Origin of the sequence: Hymenobacter wooponensis (genome assembly GCF_004745865.1) — a bacterium.
Classification (GTDB): Bacteria; Bacteroidota; Bacteroidia; order Cytophagales; family Hymenobacteraceae; genus Hymenobacter; species Hymenobacter wooponensis.
Window position 1 is genome coordinate 569,705 of the sequence record NZ_SRKZ01000003.1, and the last position, 16,973, is coordinate 586,677.

A 16,973-nucleotide genomic window follows, 5' to 3' on the forward strand; every position below is an offset into this window, starting at 1 on the left:
CAAATCAGAGTGTCATGCTGAGCCTGCGAAGCATCTCTACCGCTTCGTTGCTCAGCTAGGCCAGTTGATTAGCCAGAGGTAGAGATGCTTCGACAAGCTCAGCAGGCCCCCCACACGCAATTGACTATCACGCATGGGACATATCACCGGATTCAAAGAATTTGAGCGGGAGCTGCCAGCTAAGGCCGCCCCGCAAGAGCGCGTGGCGCACAACCGCGAGTTTGTAGGCCTGTATTCGGAAGATCAGCTAACCAAACAGGCGGCGCGCTGCATGGATTGCGGCATTCCATTCTGCCACTCCGGCTGCCCCCTGGGCAACATCATCCCGGAGTTCAACGATGCTGTGTATCAGCAGGACTGGGAAGAGGCCTACCGCATTCTATCCTCCACCAATAATTTCCCCGAGTTCACAGGCCGTATTTGTCCAGCGCCCTGCGAATCGGCTTGCGTGCTGAGCATCAACCGCGCGCCGGTGGCCATTGAGGAAATCGAGAAACACATCATTGAAATTGCCTTCTCCAAAGGGTATGTGCAGCCCACGGCACCCGTGCTGAAATCGGGAAAAACGGTGGCCGTAGTGGGCTCGGGGCCAGCTGGCTTGGCCGCGGCGGCACAGCTTACCAAGGCTGGCCACTCAGTTACGGTGTTTGAGCGCGACGACCTGCCGGGTGGCCTACTGCGCTACGGGGTACCCGACTTTAAACTGGAGAAATGGGTAATCGACCGGCGTATTCAATTGCTGGAAGAAGACGGCGTGGTATTCCGCTGCAATACGGAAATCGGCAAAGATTTGCCCGCCAACGTACTTACTGATTCCTTTGATGCCGTAGTCCTATCCGGCGGCGCCACAGTACCGCGCGATTTGCCTATTACCGGCCGGGACCTTCAAGGCATCCATTTCGCCATGCCCTACCTCACCCAGCACAACCGTCGCGTGAGCAGCCTACCCCTTACCGAGGAGGAGGTGCTGGCGACTGGCCTAGATGTGGTAGTAATCGGAAGCGGCGATACGGGCTCCGACTGCGTGGGCACGGCTAACCGTCAGCAGGCGCGCTCCGTTACACAATTTGCCATGATGCACCAGCCCGGAACCGAGCGGCCCGCCCACACGCCGTGGCCGCAAGAGCCAGCCATCTTCCGCACTAGTACTTCCCACGAAGAAGGCTGTCAGCGCTACTGGGGCATCCACACCAAAGCCTTCCTCGGCGACGCGCAAGGCCAGGTGCGCGCCCTGTTGGTAACGGACGTAACCTGGGAAACCGATGTATTGGGCCGCCGCTTGCGCTTTGAGGAAATTGCGGGTTCCGAGCGCGAAATTCCCTGCCAGCTGGTATTGCTGGCGGTAGGGTTTGCCTCGCCCCAATACGCAGGCTTACTTGAACAACTCGGCGTGACGGTAGATGAGCGCGGCAACGTGCGCGCCGCTGAAGGCTCTTACCAAACAAGCGTACCTAACGTGTTCGTAGCCGGCGACATGCGCCGTGGACAGTCGTTGGTAGTGTGGGCTATTTCCGAAGGCCGCGAAGCTGCCCGGAAGGTTGACCTGTTCTTGACGGGCAAGACCGCCCTGCCTAGCAAAAATGCCGTAGGCATGTTCACGTAAAAACTGTCATTCCGAGCAGAGCGAGGAATCTGAGTTAGCCTCTAGGCCAGTCTCCAGATTCCTCGCTCTGCTCGGAATGACAGTTTTTAATTGACAAGCTTACAGCCTAGGCCACTCCTTGCGTACCCAAAAACGCCTTGAGCTTCCGGGCCAGCACCTCGTTAATCCGCCGGTACGACTGGAAACTCCACCCCCCAATGTGGGGTGATAGAATAACATTGGGCGCCGACGACAGAAACTCGAAACGCGCCTGCTGCTCTGGGTTTAGGGTGGCAAGCTTCTCGTTATCTAGCACATCTAAGGCTGCCCCCCGAATCTGACCTTCGCGTAGGCCTTGCACCAGCGCAGCGTGGTCTAGCACCTCGCCGCGGGCCGTGTTGAGCAGCCACAGTGGGTTCTTGAAAGCCTGCAGGAAAGTTTCGTTCACGAAGTGATGATTGGCTGGCGAATACGGGATGTGCAGGCTCAGCACTTCAGCCCGCTCCTGCAGCTCTGGTAGGCTCACCAGCAGCGCATGGTGGTTAGCCTCGCAGTTCGGGTCGTGGTCGTAGGCCAGTACGGTGCAGTCGAATGCCTGTAGGCGACGAGCAAAGGCCTTGCCCATGTGCCCGTAACCCAGCAGCCCAATGGTCTTCCCTCCTATTTCCTCGCCCCGGTTGGCTTCACGGCGCCACTGCCCCGCATGTACTTCTTTATCGGCCCGCACAATATTGCGAAATAGCGCCAGCAAGAGGCCTATGGCGTACTCCCCCACTGCGTCTCGGTTTCCCTCAGGTGCATTCAAGAGCGTAACCCCGGCGGCAGCCAGGGCCTCCTCATCAATATTATCGACCCCAGCTCCGGCCCGGCACACGTAGCGCAGGTGCGGCCCATGCGCCAGCAGTTCGGCCGTGATGCGCAGCTTTGAGCGCACCATCAGGCCATCATATGGGTGAGCGGCCAGCGCAGCAGGTACCTCCGCGGCTTTCAGATCGGGGCGGTAGTGCAGCTGCACGCCAATTTCCTGCATGTAGTCCGGCAGGCTCGGGTGCATATCGTCGATGACGAGGCAGAGGGACATGGTTGTGGAGGGGAGAGCTTAGTTAGAAAACAGCGGCCACCGCAAATGCTAGGCCACTACTCGATGCTGCTCTACGTGTTTGGTCAATCCAACAAAGTCAGCCACGCTTAGTTGCTCGGCCCGCTTGTCGAAGACAAGATCGGTGGTGGTTTCAGCCGGCATCCCGAAGGGCTTCAGGGCATTGCGCAGCGTTTTGCGGCGAGTCTGGAAAGCCTGCTTCACTACCTGAAAGAACAGCTTTTCATCGCAGTCCAGCTTCTCAGTGCTGTTGCGCGTCAGGCGAATGACGGCCGACTGCACTTTGGGCGGCGGGTTGAACACGTGCGGCGGCACTGTGAACAGGTACTCAATGGTATAAAACGCCTGCAGCAACACGCTCAGAATGCCGTAGGTTTTGGTGCCAGGGCCCTCAGCGAGGCGGTCGGCCACTTCCTTCTGAATCATGCCCACGCACTCGCGCACCTGCTGGCGGTGGGCTAGTACCTGGAAGTAAATCTGACTGCTGATGTTGTAAGGGAAGTTGCCAATGATGGTGATGGGCTGGTTGTTATACAGCTTGCCCAGATCCATCTTCAAGAAATCCTGCGAATAGATCCGCTCTTCCAGAGCCGGGAAGTGCTTTTGCAGATACGCCACCGACTCCCGGTCAATTTCTACCACCGAAGTCCGGTACTCTGGGTGCTGTAGCAGCGTTTCGGTTAGTACCCCCATGCCGGGCCCAATCTCCAGAACTTCCGTAACGCCATCTGGCAGGCGCAGGGCCTCCACAATGTTGCGGGCGATGTTAGGATCAGCGAGAAAGTGCTGCCCGAGGTGTTTTTTGGCTTTAACGGAATCCATCTGATCGAGAGGTTACAAGTGAGCGGTGAGAGCTGCCAGATGCATTTCTGCCGGCGATGCGAAGCAAAAGATGGAAGTCTAGTTAGTAGACTGAAAGTCTAATTTCTCCCTTCTAACCTCGCACTTAGTTACCCAGCCCTTCTACAAAAGGACTACCTTCACGCCCAAAGATACGCCAGCGGCTGCCGTTTCTCCACCTCCAGCGCCCGAAGCAGGAACAGCCACTGGCCTAACGGAATCGTCTCATGCCCCTATCTCTCGCCTACTCCGCCGATTTTCCCTCCTTCGCGGATACCGTGTTTATTCTCCCTGCCGGCACACTGGAGCTCCCCATTAGCGCCGCCGCCGACCTGCCCCAGCCAGTTCGCCAGTACGTTAGCGACCAGCTTGCCGCCGGCGAAAAGCTGATCAGCATCAACCAGTACACCCATCACCACTACTACGTGATAGCGGAGGAGAAAAAAACCACTGACCTGTTAGCTGAATCGCTGCGCAAAGCAGGCCATAAGCTTCACGCTCAGCTGAAAGCCGACAAAATCCCGGAGCTGTTCATCAACGACCTGACGCCCAATGGTGCTCTGCCGGTGGCCGAAGGTATTGCCCTGACGGCTTACCAGTTTGAAGGCTACAAAACGGACGAGAAGTCGAAGAAGCAGCCCGACCTGCAGCTACTTACGCTGGTTGGCCCCGAGCTCAGCGCCGAGAAAGTGCAGGAACTGGATGGAGTGCTGCAAGGCGTGTATCTGGCCCGTAACCTGGTAAACATGCCCTACAGCCACCTCAACGCTACCCAGCTGGCCAACCAGATGGAAGCCGCTGGCGAAGAGGCTGGTTTCACTACCGAAATCCTGGACTTCGTGCGTATTGAGGCTCTGCGGATGGGTGGCCTACTTGCCGTGAATCAGGGCAGCCCCGAGCCGCCCACGTTCACTATCATGGAGTACAAGCCGGAGGGTGCCACTAACGCTAAACCCTACGTGCTGGTCGGGAAAGGCGTGGTGTTCGATACGGGCGGACTCAGCCTGAAGCCTACGCCCAACAGCATGGACCTGATGAAGTGCGACATGGCTGGCGCTGCCGTAGTAACCGGCGTGCTCACGGCCTTGGCCAAAAACAAGGTTCCGCTGCACGTGATTGGCTTGGTGCCCGCCACCGATAACCGCCCCGGCGGCCCCGCCCTGGCTCCCAGCGACGTTATCACGATGTATAGCGGCCTGACCGTGGAAGTACTGAACACCGATGCCGAGGGCCGCTTGATTCTAGCCGACGCCCTGGCTTTCGCCAAGAAGTATGATCCCGAGTTGGTGCTGGATTACGCTACCCTAACCGGCTCCGCGGCCCGCGCCATTGGCATCGAGGGCATTGTGTGCATGGGCACCGCCGACGAGCAAATTCTCACGGAGCTGAAGCAAGCCGGTAACCGCACGCACGAGCGCCTGGTAGAGTTTCCGCTGTGGGATGAGTACGCTGACCACATCAAGAGCAGCGTGGCGGACATCACCAATCTGGGCAAAGCCGAAGCCGGCGCTATTTCGGCGGGCAAATTCCTGGAGCGCTTCATTGAAGGCTATCCTTGGGTACACTTTGATATTGCCGGTCCCGCCTTCCTCACCGCCCCCGACTCGTACCGGGGCAAAGGTGGTACTGGCACTGCCGTGCGGCTCACCTACGACTTCCTGAAGCGCAAAGCCTAGCCCTGCCCAAACAAGCAGTGGCCTAGCCGTGTAGTAAGCCCGGCTAGGCCACTGCTTTCAGTAGGCAGCCCATTTGCCCATCCATTCATCAGCACCTTACAGAATGCTTCCACGCATTGGTATATCCGTCGGCGACCTTGCTGGCATCGGCCCGGAAATCATCTACAAAACCTTCCTTGATCAGCGGCTGCTTAAGTTCTGCACGCCCGTGGTCTACGGCACCGCTACCGTACTCTTTGATGAGTTTCCGGTGGACCCGCAGGCGGAGCCCCTCACCTTCCGGCAGGTACGCGAAGCGGCCGATATTGCCCCCGGCAAGCACAACGCCGTTACCTGCTGGGACGATGATTTTCACCTTACGCCTGGCCAGCCCACCCAGGCTAGTGGCACCGCCGCCCGCCAGAGCCTGCTCGCCGCCTCCCGCGACCTGAAAGCCGGCCTGCTCGATGCCCTTGTGACAGCGCCCATCAGCAAAGAGAATACTCAGTCTGATGACTTCCGCTACCCCGGCCACACCGAGTTTCTTACTACTTTCTTTGAGGCTCCCGAAAGCCTCATGCTCCTGGCCACCGAAGACCTGCGCGTAGCCACCGTCACGGGCCACATTCCGCTCAAGGATGTGCCCGGCCGCCTCACGCAGGAATTGCTGGCTACCAAGCTGCGCATCCTAATTAACTCCTTGAAGCAGGATTTTGGCATTGAGAAGCCGCGCGTAGCCGTGCTAGGCCTCAACCCGCACGCCGGCGAAAACGGCCTGCTAGGCAGCGAAGAGGCTGATGTAGTAACGCCCGTACTCCAGCAGTTTCAGCAGGACGGCCACCTGGCCTACGGGCCCTTCCCGGCCGATGGCTATTTCGGTACCCGCCAGTTTCGCCAGTTTGATGCCACGCTGTCGCTGTACCACGATCAAGGTCTGATTCCCTTTAAAACCATTGCCTTTGAGCGGGGCGTTAACTTCACGGCGGGCCTGCCGGTAATTCGCACCTCGCCTGATCATGGCACAGCCTACGGTATAGCAGGCCAGTACAAAGCTGATCCTACCTCTTTCCGTGAAGCGCTGTATATGGCCTGCGACATGGTAAAGCAGCGGAAAGCGTTGGCGGAAATAAAGCCCCTAATTCCGGGGCCTGCCCCGCGTGGTGGCCGTTACGAATAGGATACTGATTAAATAGGACTCGTTTTCTAAACACAACAGCTGACGCTTTGCAAAGAGCGTCAGCTGTTGTGTTTAAATCAGTTAGCAAACCTCATTTAGCAGCAGCTGTTCTATTCATAAACAGAACATTATTTCCAAAAACGAAACTTTGTTTGCTCTTTTAAAACAAACCTAGTAAGTTTGCACCCTCTTATTTCATAGTTCTTCCCCATTCCAGACTTTCTCTTCTCTATTCATGACGCTGCACACTCCCGCTGACTACCGCACCGCCCTGCGCCGACTCGACGCACTGGTAGCTGCTGGCTTCGAGGGTAATGCTGCACTGGAGGCGGAATTTCAGGAATTAGTGGTGGCACTAGATACCTATGAGGGCAAGCTAGGCCTGTTACCCATTCCGAACTTGCCAACCTCACTGGCGGAGATGATTGAGCTGAAGCGCCAGCAAATGCGCCTCAAGCAGAAGGAGCTGGCCCAGCTGTTGGAAGTGCCTGCGGGCCGACTTTCGCAGATTTTGAGCGGCAAACGCCGTGTGACGTTGGATTTAGCTAAACGGCTGTATGAGCGACTCGGTATTCCTCCAGATTTTATTCTGAAGAACGCCTAGCCCCTTCTTCTACCTTTCAGCTGCTTTTATATAACGGGGAAAACTTTCTACTTTTGCCCCCTGCTACAAACTCACCCTGTGAAAAAGGATTCTCAATACGACCTCAATATCGCCAAGCTGGCAGATAAAACGCACCATTTCGCGTTTGAGCTCGACCGTGCCTTTTTTGAGCAGTTTGACCAGGAGCTCATTCCGGATGGCAAGGTCCATGCGGATGTGACGCTCACTAAAACGGACCGTCTGCTGACCCTGGACTTTGATCTGCACGGCACCGTGCGCCAGATCTGCGACCGGAGCCTGGACGAGTACGACCAGGAAGTGGATGCTCAGGAGCAACTGCTGGTGCGTTACGGCGACCAGAACCTGGAGCTGGACGACAACGTGCTGCAAATCACGCCCGACACCCAGACGCTCCCAATTGCTCAGCACCTGTTTGATTACATCGGCTTGGCATTGCCCATGAAGAAGCTGCACCCGCGCTTCCAGAACGAGCCCGATGAAAACCCCGATGCCGAAGCCAAGCTCATCTTCACTACTCGCCAGGAAGGCGATGATGATGATGACAGCGACGACACGGACCCGCGCTGGAACGCGCTACGCAACTTGAACTAAGCGCCCTGGGTCGCTTGAACCCTTGCAAATAATAACTTTCAACACTCAACATTACCTGACCCATGGCACATCCTAAGCGCCGCCAATCCTCGACCCGCCGCGACAAGCGTCGCACCCACGATAAGCTGACCCCCAAGGCTATCAGCATTTGCTCTAACACCGGCGAGCTGCACCTGCGTCACAAAGCTTATGTTGTTGACGGCGACCTGTATCTGAATGGCAAAGTTGCTATCAAAGATTACGCTCCCGTAGCAGCCCCTGTTGCTACCGACAACGACGAAGAATAGTAGCGCTCTAGCGCTTATATCCCCCTCGGATACGCTTCTTTAGTTGCTTAGCTTCTCACGGTTTGGCGAAGGCCGCTGCGAGAAGCTAAGCAACGAGGGTGGCCTAGGGAATTCTCCCGGACCTCTTTGATACCTCTTTCATGAAGATAGCCCTGGACGCAATGGGGGGTGATTTTGCCCCTCAGGCTGCCGTCGATGGAGCTGTGCTAGCGGCGAAAGCGCTGGCAGGCAAGGCGCAGATTGTGCTCATCGGCCAGGAAGATGCTGTACGCCCTCTGCTTCAGCAACACGGCGCCGACGCCGAAGACCTGATTCTGGTATCTGCTTCGCAGATTATCGAAATGGGTGAGCATCCGGCTAAAGCCTACCAGCAAAAGCAGGATTCCAGTATTGCCGTGGGCTACCGGATGCTGCACGCCGGAGAAGTAGAAGCCTTCTGCTCGGCTGGTAACACGGGTGCTATGCTTGTGGGTGCCATGTTCAGCGTGAAACCCGTACCTGGCGTAATGCGCCCCGCTATTGCTAACTTCGTTCCGAAGCTGCATGGTGGCCTAGGGATTCTGCTAGACGTGGGGGCTAACGCCGAATGCAAGCCCGAAATGCTGGAGCAGTTTGGCGAGCTAGGTTCGCTCTACGCGCAGTACGTGTTGGGCATCGACCGCCCAAAGGTTGGCCTCATGAACCTGGGAGAAGAAGAAGGCAAAGGCACTGCCATCACCCAGGCTACGCATCAGCTGCTGAAGGTGAACCCCCATATTCACTTTATCGGCAACATCGAGGGTCGTGACCTGTTTAACGACAAAGCCGACGTAATTGTATGCGACGGCTACACGGGCAATGTAATGCTGAAAATGGCCGAGTCGATTTACGACATCATGGCTGAGAAGCAGATGCTGGACGACCCGTTCTTCAATAAATTTAACTACGAAGCCGTGGGTGGCTCCCCCATCCTGGGCATCAACGACAACGCCATTATCGGGCACGGAGTAAGCACGCCTACTGCCATTTGCAACATGCTGCAACAAGGCTACCAAATGGCTAGCTCTGGCATCTCCGACCAGATAAAAAACACCTTCAAGTCCTAAGCGACAAAGTCCGGCCGCTAGCCGGACTTTTCTTTGCCGCGCTTTTTCGTCTCCTCTCTAATGAAGATTACCGCTGCCATTACTGGAGTGGGCTCTTACGTGCCCGACTACGTGCTCACGAATCAGGAACTCGAAACCATGGTTGATACAACCGACGAGTGGATCATGAGCCGAACAGGGATCAAGGAGCGACACATTCTTAAGGGCGAAGATCAGGGCACCTCCGTAATGGGCATCAAAGCCGTAGAGCAGCTGCTGGCTAAAACCGGTGTAGCTGCCTCGGATATTGACTTGCTTATTTGCGCTACTACTACTCCTGATCTGGTTTTTCCGGCAACCGCCAACATCATCTCCGCCGCAGTAGGCGCTACAAAAGCCTTCAGCTTCGATATGCAGGCTGCTTGCTCAGGCTTCATGTACGCGCTGGCTACTGGCTCCCAGTTCATCTCTACTGGCACTTACAAAAAGGTGGTGGTAGTGGGCGCCGACAAGATGTCGAGCATTATCGACTACACCGACCGCGCCACCTGCATCATCTTTGGTGATGGCGCCGGCGCCGTTCTGCTTGAGCCAAATACTGATGGCCTAGGCCTCTTGGATCAGGAACTTCATTCGGATGGCCACGGCGAGCAGTATCTGCACCAGAAGGCTGGTGGATCTCGTCGTCCGCCATCTGCGGAAACTGTTGCCAAGCGCGAGCACTACGTATATCAGGAAGGAGCAGCTGTATTCAAGTTCGCCGTGAAAAACATGGCCGATGTAGCCGCGCAAGTTTCGGAGCGCAACGGCCTCACCGCCGATACGATTGACTGGCTGGTTCCGCACCAAGCTAACAAGCGCATCATTGACGCTACAGCCAACCGTGTAGGTATTGGCCCTGAGAAGGTGATGCTGAATATTCACCGCTATGGTAACACTACTAACGGTACCATTCCGCTGTGCTTGGCCGATTACGAGCAGAAGCTTCGTAAAGGCGACAACCTAATTATTGCTGCTTTTGGAGGCGGATTTACCTGGGGCTCCCTGTACCTGAAATGGGCCTACGACCCCAAGCCTGATCCTTCCGCTGCTTAATTCCGGCGGCGCGAAACCAGAAAACCTCTATACTTGCACTCCCGACGTGCCGCCCCGCCATCTTTCCGGGGCGGCACGTTGCGTTTCCACCCCTGTTTATACATTTTCTGAACGTAGAAAAACAGGCCTAGATCAGCTAATTCCGCTGCTTTCAGCCTGATTTTCCCTCTTAACATCTTCTTTCCCACCATGGCCACGACCGCAGATTTTCGCAACGGGCTCGTTTTGAATTACAACGGCGAGTTGCACGTCATCACCGAATTTCAGCACGTGAAGCCCGGCAAAGGCCCGGCCTTCGTACGCACCAAGCTCCGTAACATCAAAACCGGCCGCGTGATTGACAACACGTTCAACGCGGGCGTAAAAGTTGAAACGGCCCGCGTGGAGCAGCGCCCGCACCAGTACCTGTTCAAGGACGAATATGGCTACACGTTCATGGATAATGAGACGTTTGAGCAGGTCGTTTTGCCCGAGGCTATGGTACCCTTCGCCGACCTGATGAAGGAAGGCCAAGTAGCAACCATCCTGTTCCACGCCGAAACCGAGCAGCCCCTCACCGCCGAGCTGCCCACGACGGTAGAACTAGTGGTAACTTACACTGAGCCCGGCCTGAAAGGCGACACGGCTACCAACACACTGAAGCCCGCCATTGTAGAAACCGGAGCCCGTATACAGGTGCCTCTGTTTATTGATACCGATACCAAAATCCGCATCAAGACCAGCGACTACTCCTATGTCGAAAGAGTCAAATAAGCAGTCCAGCAAGCCCTCTCCCGCCGCCATGAAAGCCAAAGAACTACAGGAACTGATCGACTTTATTGCTAAGTCGGGTCTGAACAAAGTGAACATCGAGACTGAGGAGTTCAAGATCTCGGTTCAGCGCGACCCTAGCTATAAGCCAGTGGTAAGCATGTCGGCGCCAACGGCCGCAGCTCCTGCTGCCGCACCAGCTGCTACTCCAGCCCCATCTGCTCCGGCAGCAGCGCCTGCCGCTGCGGCGGCCCCGGCGGCTGAAGCAGCCAGCAGTGGTAACCACGTTCCGCTGAAGTCGCCCATGATCGGTACGTTCTACCGTAGCAGCGGCCCCGATAGCCCCGCCTTCGTGCAGGTCGGTGACTTGGTAGAAAAGGGGCAAGTGATTTGCATTATTGAAGCCATGAAGCTGTTCAACGAGATTGAGGCTGAGCAATCGGGCCGTATCGTGAAAGCTATGGTGGAAAATGCTTCGCCGGTTGAATACGACCAGCCATTGTTCCTTATCGAGCCGATGTAATTTAAGAACCGAGAAGTGAGAGCTTGGAACTCAGATGAGCAGCGCCCCTAGGCCTGCCTGGGTTTCAGGCTCTCACTTCTCACTTCTACCCCAGCGCTGTGTTCAAAAAAATATTGATTGCCAACCGGGGCGAAATTGCGTTGCGCATTATTCGTACCTGCAAGGAGATGGGCATCAAAACGGTGGCCGTTTACTCTACCGCTGACAAAGAAAGCCTTCACGTTCGGTTTGCGGATGAAGCTGTGTGCATTGGTCCTCCCTCTTCGGCCCAGAGCTACCTTAGCATTCCTACGCTGATTGCAGCGGCCGAAATCACCAACGCCGATGCTATTCACCCTGGCTACGGCTTCCTTTCGGAAAACGCGGAATTCTCGCGCGTATGCCAGGAAAACGGCATAAAGTTTATCGGGGCCTCACCCGAAATGATCAACCAGATGGGCGACAAGGCTTCGGCCAAAGCCACCATGATTGCGGCGGGTGTACCCTGTATCCCTGGCTCCGTAGGCCTGCTTGAATCAATAGAGCAAGGCAAGAAAGTAGCCGCTAAGATCAAGTATCCCGTTATTCTGAAAGCTACGGCTGGTGGCGGTGGCCGCGGCATGCGTATTATCAACTCCGAAGAGGAATTTGAGAAAGCGTGGAACGACGCCCGCACCGAGGCCAAAGCAGCCTTCGGCAACGACGGAGTATATCTGGAGAAATTTGTGGAGGAGCCCCGCCACATTGAGATTCAGGTCTGCGGCGACCAGTTCGGCCGCGTGTGCCACCTTTCCGAGCGTGACTGCTCTATCCAGCGCCGCCACCAGAAACTGGTGGAGGAAGCACCCTCACCGTTCATGACGGAAGAACTGCGTGAGAAGATGGGTAAGGCCGCCATTGCTGGTGCCTCGGCCATCAACTACGAAGGTGTAGGCACTATCGAGTTCCTAGTGGACAAGAACCGCGATTTCTACTTCATGGAGATGAACACCCGCATTCAGGTGGAGCATCCCGTGACGGAGGAAATCATTAACTACGACCTCATCAAGGAGCAGATCAAGGTAGCCGCCGGTATCCCAATTTCGGGCGACAACTACTACCCTCGTATGCACGCGATGGAGTGCCGTATCAACGCCGAGGACCCCACGAAGGACTTCCGTCCTTCACCCGGTAAAATTACGGTGCTGCATATCCCTGGTGGCCATGGCGTACGCGTAGATACTCACGTATATGCCGGCTACCAGATTCCGTCGAACTACGACTCGATGATTGCCAAGCTCATCACTGTGGCTCAAACACGCGAGGAGTGCATCGTGAAGATGAAGCGTGCTCTATCGGAGTTCGTGGTAGAGGGTGTTAAAACTACCATCCCGTTCCACCTGAAGCTGATGGACAACGCAAACTTTAAGAATGGTGACTTCACTACGAAGTTCCTTGAAACGTCTTTTGACTTCTCGGAACTCTAGGCCACTTACACCTACATAAACAAAAAGCCCAGCCTATACAGGCTGGGCTTTTTGTTTATGTAGGTGTAAGCTGAACGTGCTTTCAGTTTCACGCAAAGGTGAGTACTCACTCAATATGATAGCTTAACTACAGGCTAATTGGTATATATATTCAGTCAAAGCAAAAACCTGCTACTATAGCACCATTGCAGAATCAATACAGCATAGGATTAACAAAATAATATTGAATAATACCGTGAGAAAGATACTACTATTGTAACGTTCCTAATACCTCCACAACCAAAACTCCCACATCATGTCAACCTCATTTCAGAGGCCTATTCTAGGCCTGCTGCTGGGCGGAGCCTTGCTTACGGCATCGTGCTCCAAAGAAAACCTAGCTCCCTCCTCACCCACTCCGGCAGCCGCCCCCGCTCCACAAAATGCTGTAGCTGTCAATGGCGTAATGCTACAGGGCTTTTATTGGGATGTGCCCATTAGCAACACGCAAGGCACCTGGTGGCAGGTACTCGGCAGCAAAGCCGCTGAATTTAGTACGGCTGGTTTCACCGCTGTGTGGCTGCCGCCCGCTTATAAAGGTGGCAGCGTGTATGATGTAGGTTACGGCGTATATGACCGTTACGACTTGGGCGAGTTTAACCAGAAGGGTACTGTACCTACTAGGTACGGCACGTTAGCGCAACTTCAATCGGCAATTACGGCGCTGCATGGGCGGGGTATTCAGGTGTACGAGGATATGGTCATGAACCATCTTACCTCTGCTGATGCGCAAGAGCAATTCAGCTATAATGGCACCAACTACAACGTGTACACCAGCTTCACCTATCCGGGCCGGGGCAACACGTACAGCACGTTTAAGTGGCATTACTACAACTTCAATGGTACGCAGCAAGCGCCTAATAACGGCTGGTACCAATGGAATGCTTGGGACTTCCAGCCCTACGCTAATGGCGATGCGTACGATAACCTGCTGGGCTCAGAAATCCGGTACGCCGATGTAAACCAACGGACGGAGACTAAGAACTGGGGCAACTGGATTACCACTAAGCTGAGCCTGGATGGATATCGATTGGATGCCACTAAGCACATACAAACCTCCTTCGTGAATGAGTGGCTGGATGCAGTGAAAGGTACTAGCGGCCGTTTTGCGGTGAGTGAGGCCTGGTTTAGAAACCTCTCCGATCTGAATAACTATGCATCGGCTACTGGAGGCCGCACTAGCTTATTTGATGTTCCACTGCACTATACGTTCCAGGACATGAGCAGCGGTAACGGAGCCTGGGACATGCGCGGACTGCAGTTTGCTGGTTTTACAGAAGCCAACGGACCGCTCTCGGTATCCTTCGTTGACAACCACGATACCGACCAACAAGGCGGGGGACTGTACTCGCCAGTTATTAACCTTAAGATGCTGGCCTACGCCTACATCCTGACCCGCGAGAAGGGCTACCCCTGCGTGTTCTATAAGGACTATTATAACTACAACCTCGGCACGCAAATCAGCCGCCTCATGCAAATCCGGAAAGCCAACGCCTATGGCTCGGCCTATGAGTATACCAGTGTGGATGACGCCGACTATTACGCATACTCCCGTGCTGGTGACAGTACTCACAAAGGGTTGATGATGATTCTGAATGACGGTAGCAGCGCCCGTACCAAAGGCATTACCTCTCCCTTCAAAAGCGCCACGCTAACTGATAAAACCGGCAACTACAGCGGCACCATTACCACCGACGCCAATGGCTACGGTAATTTCCCAGTGCAGGCCCGCAGCTATTCAGTGTGGGTGCCTAACTAGGATGTCTACCGATTGCTTCAGCTACAAAAAAGGGCTACCTAATTATGGGTAGCCCTTTTTTGTAGCTGAAGCAATCGGTAGTAGCCTGAGCCTCCTAGGCCAGTCTCTATTCCGGGGAGCCGTGCTCAATTTCGTGCACTAGCTCACCGTACCACTCTTCGCCGTACTTGCGTACCAGTGGCTCCTTGAGGAACTGATAGATCCGAACGCCTAAATTCGCACCAAATGAGCAAGCTGGATTACATATGTTCCAGCGGTCGTAATTCAGCGCGTCGAAGTCTTCGTACTTGGTGATGCGGATGGGGTATAAGTGGCAGCTGATGGGCTTCTTGAAGCTGGTAGCGCCTGCTAAATACGCCTGCTCAATACCGCATTTCAGGATGCCCCGCTCATCATAAAGGGCATAAGCGCACTCCCGGTCATTAATGGTGGTAGTGCTGTAGTCGCCTTCCCAATCTTTTATGTAGAGCCCCTGTTGCTCAATAGCTTGCTGGCCTGCTTCGGTGAGAAAGGGTTTAATGGCCGCATATTCCTGTTCTAGAATCTGTAGCTCCTTTTCTTCCAAGGGGGCACCTAAATCTCCTTCAACACAACAGGCTCCCTTGCAGGCTTCTAGGTTGCAGACGAAGAAATTGTCCCGCACGTCATCCGAGATGACGGTATTTTGTATGATGATCATGTCGTGGTTTGCTCGCCGAAAGGTGCTTCCTGGTTCTCGTTAGGTAGCGAAATGACTAAGCCAACACGTGCGCTACCGGCCCGGTTCACTGTAGGAAACAAAGCGACAAAGATACCGGAATTAGGCCAGCGCAAGTAGAATCTGCTCAGTCAGGTCGCATTGCCGCACGTGCGAGTACTCTGCCTGCGCTCGGCGGCTCGCCGACTGGCCTAGCTCCTGCCGGAAAGTGGGCTGCTGCAGGCATTTGAGAACTTGCTGCACGCAAGCTTCAACGTTGCGCAAGGGGTATAGTAGGCCAGTCTGCCCATCCTGCACAATCTCCAGGGTTCCGCCCGTGGCGCTAGCTACTACTGGCAAGCCCGCAGCCATAGCCTCAATGGTTACCATGCCGTAGGTTTCGCTCACTGAAGCCAACACAAATACATCAATGGCGCGGTAGAATACCTCCGTTTGGGGGCTGAAGGGCCGGATGTGCACCTGTTGCTCCAGGCCTAGTTGTTGAATCTGGCTCTGGAGCTGCTGCCAGTAGGCGTCGCCTTCATTGCGCGTCAGCTCGCCCATAAGCACCAATTCCACTGGTTGTTGATGCTCCGTACGCAGCGTATGCAGCACATCCAGTACAAAGTCTTGCCCCTTGCCGTCATCGAAGCGGCCTAACACGCCTAACAGCGCTGTTCCGGCGGGTAGCTGGAGCTGCTCTCGAGCCTGGGCTTGCGTAAGGCCTGGCTGTATAAAACGCTGCAAAACAATTCCTAATGGCACCACATGTACACGCGCAGGATTGTAGCGGGTCATTTCCGTTACCTGCCGGGCTAGGCCAGGGAGGGGCGAGAGCCACGCATCCAGCATAGCAAACCGCTGGGTATGAAACCAGTCACGCTTAGGAATACCAATTTGCATGTGCTGCTGATACACGACGCGCAACTCTTTCCCCATTAGCAGCTTGAGCAGGGCCACGAATCCCAAATCTTTGTTCTGCGTGACCAGTAGTATCCGGATGCTATGCGCCCGCAGATACTGTGCAAGTCGCCAAGCAGTTACTACTGCTAGAGACTTACGGCGGGCAGCAACGGTTATGTAGGCCAGTTGCTCGCGCGAGGCCCACTCTGCCAAGGGAGAGTGTGGCGGCACCAGCAACGTAATTGGCCAGCCCCGCTCCCGCATCCAGCCAGAAAACTTAATAGTGTTAATCTCTAGGCCACCCAGACTGTCAGAGAGGCACAGGATAGCTAATGCTGGCCGCGGCGCCGCTCCAAGGTGAGTAGAGGGTACTACTTGGGCACGCGCCACTTCAGATTGCTTACCTCCTCCTGTTCCGGTGTTCATGGACGACAACTGCTTGCTAAAACTGAACGCGAAATAACGGAGTGACGAGGTATGACAAGCAAAAGATTTTGGGCTAGCCCCACTCCTGCCTTCCAATTGAGCCCATAACAACCGCAGGCTACTACGGCTGAAACCAAGAATTTGGAAGTTTCAATTCTTGCACATTACCTTCGCCCTACCAATTCTTTTCGACCAAAGGATTGTTTTTATACAGAGGCGTGGAGAGACAGGCTCTATGAAACGCCGGCAACCCCCAGATACTGGAACGGTGCCAAGTCCTGACCATATAAAAACAAGTTGCCGTGGCTACTACCAACAACTTTCTCGCTTTCTCTGCTGCTCACGTTGCTCCGCAATCGGCTTTCCGCGCACTGCGCGCATTGTCCGTACATGCGACTATGGCGGGCCCTTGTTGTTGTTGGTAAGCGCTACTCTTC

16 protein-coding genes and 1 riboswitch are annotated in these 16,973 nt (G+C 55.2%); of the genes, 12 read left to right on the forward strand and 4 right to left on the reverse strand.

Features of this window, described 5'->3' with window-relative positions; genetic code table 11:
* Nucleotides 1-133: 133 nt before the first annotated feature.
* Entirely contained in the window at nucleotides 134-1,603 is a 1,470-nt protein-coding gene (locus tag EU557_RS12720; RefSeq protein ID WP_135530822.1) for a glutamate synthase subunit beta, read from the forward strand.
* Nucleotides 1,604-1,709: 106 nt separating this feature from the next.
* On the opposite strand, the gene EU557_RS12725 is transcribed toward EU557_RS12720, so the two are convergent.
* Together EU557_RS12725 and rsmA are read right to left on the reverse strand one after the other, a co-directional pair.
* A complete protein-coding gene (locus EU557_RS12725) occupies nucleotides 1,710-2,663 on the reverse strand; it encodes an NAD(P)-dependent oxidoreductase (RefSeq protein ID WP_135530823.1) in 954 nt (317 codons plus the stop codon).
* A gap of 48 nt (nucleotides 2,664-2,711) precedes the next feature.
* Nucleotides 2,712-3,503: a 16S rRNA (adenine(1518)-N(6)/adenine(1519)-N(6))-dimethyltransferase RsmA gene (rsmA, locus tag EU557_RS12730; RefSeq protein ID WP_135530824.1), complete on the reverse strand. Its 792-nt coding sequence runs from the start codon at nucleotides 3,501-3,503 to the stop codon at nucleotides 2,712-2,714.
* A 245-nt stretch (nucleotides 3,504-3,748) separates the two neighbouring features.
* Between rsmA and EU557_RS12735 the strand changes: the two genes are divergently transcribed.
* The 11 genes from EU557_RS12735 to EU557_RS12785 all read left to right on the forward strand — a co-directional run bounded on the left by EU557_RS12735 (nucleotide 3,749) and on the right by EU557_RS12785 (nucleotide 14,531).
* Nucleotides 3,749-5,197 carry a leucyl aminopeptidase family protein gene (locus EU557_RS12735; protein WP_135530825.1) on the forward strand — a complete coding sequence of 483 codons (1,449 nt, stop codon included), beginning with the start codon at nucleotides 3,749-3,751 and terminating at the stop codon, nucleotides 5,195-5,197.
* 103 nt (nucleotides 5,198-5,300) lie between these two features.
* Nucleotides 5,301-6,353, forward strand: coding sequence for a 4-hydroxythreonine-4-phosphate dehydrogenase PdxA (pdxA, locus tag EU557_RS12740; RefSeq protein WP_135530826.1), 1,053 nt, complete (start codon nucleotides 5,301-5,303; stop codon nucleotides 6,351-6,353).
* A 235-nt stretch (nucleotides 6,354-6,588) separates the two neighbouring features.
* Entirely contained in the window at nucleotides 6,589-6,957 is a 369-nt protein-coding gene (locus tag EU557_RS12745) for a helix-turn-helix domain-containing protein (RefSeq protein WP_135530827.1), read from the forward strand.
* Between the two features lie 78 nt (nucleotides 6,958-7,035).
* On the forward strand, nucleotides 7,036-7,569 hold the full coding sequence (locus tag EU557_RS12750) for a YceD family protein (protein WP_135530828.1): 534 nt from the start codon (nucleotides 7,036-7,038) through the stop codon (nucleotides 7,567-7,569).
* 62 nt (nucleotides 7,570-7,631) lie between these two features.
* On the forward strand, nucleotides 7,632-7,856 hold the full coding sequence (gene rpmF, locus EU557_RS12755) for a 50S ribosomal protein L32 (protein WP_135530829.1): 225 nt from the start codon (nucleotides 7,632-7,634) through the stop codon (nucleotides 7,854-7,856).
* A gap of 140 nt (nucleotides 7,857-7,996) precedes the next feature.
* Entirely contained in the window at nucleotides 7,997-8,941 is a 945-nt protein-coding gene (plsX, locus tag EU557_RS12760; protein ID WP_135530830.1) for a phosphate acyltransferase PlsX, read from the forward strand.
* Nucleotides 8,942-9,001: 60 nt separating this feature from the next.
* The gene (locus tag EU557_RS12765; RefSeq protein WP_135530831.1) at nucleotides 9,002-10,015 is read left to right on the forward strand and encodes a beta-ketoacyl-ACP synthase III; all 1,014 of its coding nucleotides are present in this window, start codon (nucleotides 9,002-9,004) and stop codon (nucleotides 10,013-10,015) included.
* 189 nt (nucleotides 10,016-10,204) lie between these two features.
* Entirely contained in the window at nucleotides 10,205-10,768 is a 564-nt protein-coding gene (efp, locus tag EU557_RS12770) for an elongation factor P (RefSeq protein ID WP_135530832.1), read from the forward strand.
* Between the two features lie 28 nt (nucleotides 10,769-10,796).
* Entirely contained in the window at nucleotides 10,797-11,288 is a 492-nt protein-coding gene (gene accB, locus EU557_RS12775; RefSeq protein WP_135531032.1) for an acetyl-CoA carboxylase biotin carboxyl carrier protein, read from the forward strand.
* A gap of 98 nt (nucleotides 11,289-11,386) precedes the next feature.
* Nucleotides 11,387-12,733, forward strand: coding sequence for an acetyl-CoA carboxylase biotin carboxylase subunit (accC, locus tag EU557_RS12780; protein ID WP_135530833.1), 1,347 nt, complete (start codon nucleotides 11,387-11,389; stop codon nucleotides 12,731-12,733).
* 295 nt (nucleotides 12,734-13,028) lie between these two features.
* Nucleotides 13,029-14,531 (forward strand): alpha-amylase, encoded by a 1,503-nt coding sequence (locus EU557_RS12785; RefSeq protein ID WP_135530834.1) that lies wholly within the window; start codon nucleotides 13,029-13,031, stop codon nucleotides 14,529-14,531.
* Between the two features lie 106 nt (nucleotides 14,532-14,637).
* On the opposite strand, the gene EU557_RS12790 is transcribed toward EU557_RS12785, so the two are convergent.
* Nucleotides 14,638-15,210: a DUF3109 family protein gene (locus EU557_RS12790; RefSeq protein WP_135530835.1), complete on the reverse strand. Its 573-nt coding sequence runs from the start codon at nucleotides 15,208-15,210 to the stop codon at nucleotides 14,638-14,640.
* 120 nt (nucleotides 15,211-15,330) lie between these two features.
* Nucleotides 15,331-16,536, reverse strand: a complete 1,206-nt coding sequence (locus tag EU557_RS12795; RefSeq protein WP_135530836.1) for a glycosyltransferase family 4 protein — start codon at nucleotides 16,534-16,536, stop codon at nucleotides 15,331-15,333.
* 203 nt (nucleotides 16,537-16,739) lie between these two features.
* Nucleotides 16,740-16,829, forward strand: a riboswitch (SAM riboswitch).
* The last annotated feature ends 144 nt before the right edge of the window (nucleotides 16,830-16,973 follow it).

Bases quoted from the DNA above. Each gene is read 5' to 3' on its own strand.
- EU557_RS12720 (WP_135530822.1), top strand. From the start codon at position 134: ATGGGACATATCACCGGATTCAAAGAATTTGAGCGGGAGCTGCCAGCT.
- EU557_RS12725 (WP_135530823.1), bottom strand. From the start codon at position 2,663: ATGTCCCTCTGCCTCGTCATCGACGATATGCACCCGAGCCTGCCGGAC.
- rsmA (WP_135530824.1), bottom strand. From the start codon at position 3,503: ATGGATTCCGTTAAAGCCAAAAAACACCTCGGGCAGCACTTTCTCGCT.
- EU557_RS12735 (WP_135530825.1), top strand. From the start codon at position 3,749: ATGCCCCTATCTCTCGCCTACTCCGCCGATTTTCCCTCCTTCGCGGAT.
- pdxA (WP_135530826.1), top strand. From the start codon at position 5,301: ATGCTTCCACGCATTGGTATATCCGTCGGCGACCTTGCTGGCATCGGC.
- EU557_RS12745 (WP_135530827.1), top strand. From the start codon at position 6,589: ATGACGCTGCACACTCCCGCTGACTACCGCACCGCCCTGCGCCGACTC.
- rpmF (WP_135530829.1), top strand. From the start codon at position 7,632: ATGGCACATCCTAAGCGCCGCCAATCCTCGACCCGCCGCGACAAGCGT.
- plsX (WP_135530830.1), top strand. From the start codon at position 7,997: ATGAAGATAGCCCTGGACGCAATGGGGGGTGATTTTGCCCCTCAGGCT.
- EU557_RS12765 (WP_135530831.1), top strand. From the start codon at position 9,002: ATGAAGATTACCGCTGCCATTACTGGAGTGGGCTCTTACGTGCCCGAC.
- efp (WP_135530832.1), top strand. From the start codon at position 10,205: ATGGCCACGACCGCAGATTTTCGCAACGGGCTCGTTTTGAATTACAAC.
- accB (WP_135531032.1), top strand. From the start codon at position 10,797: ATGAAAGCCAAAGAACTACAGGAACTGATCGACTTTATTGCTAAGTCG.
- EU557_RS12785 (WP_135530834.1), top strand. From the start codon at position 13,029: ATGTCAACCTCATTTCAGAGGCCTATTCTAGGCCTGCTGCTGGGCGGA.
- EU557_RS12790 (WP_135530835.1), bottom strand. From the start codon at position 15,210: ATGATCATCATACAAAATACCGTCATCTCGGATGACGTGCGGGACAAT.
- EU557_RS12795 (WP_135530836.1), bottom strand. From the start codon at position 16,536: ATGAACACCGGAACAGGAGGAGGTAAGCAATCTGAAGTGGCGCGTGCC.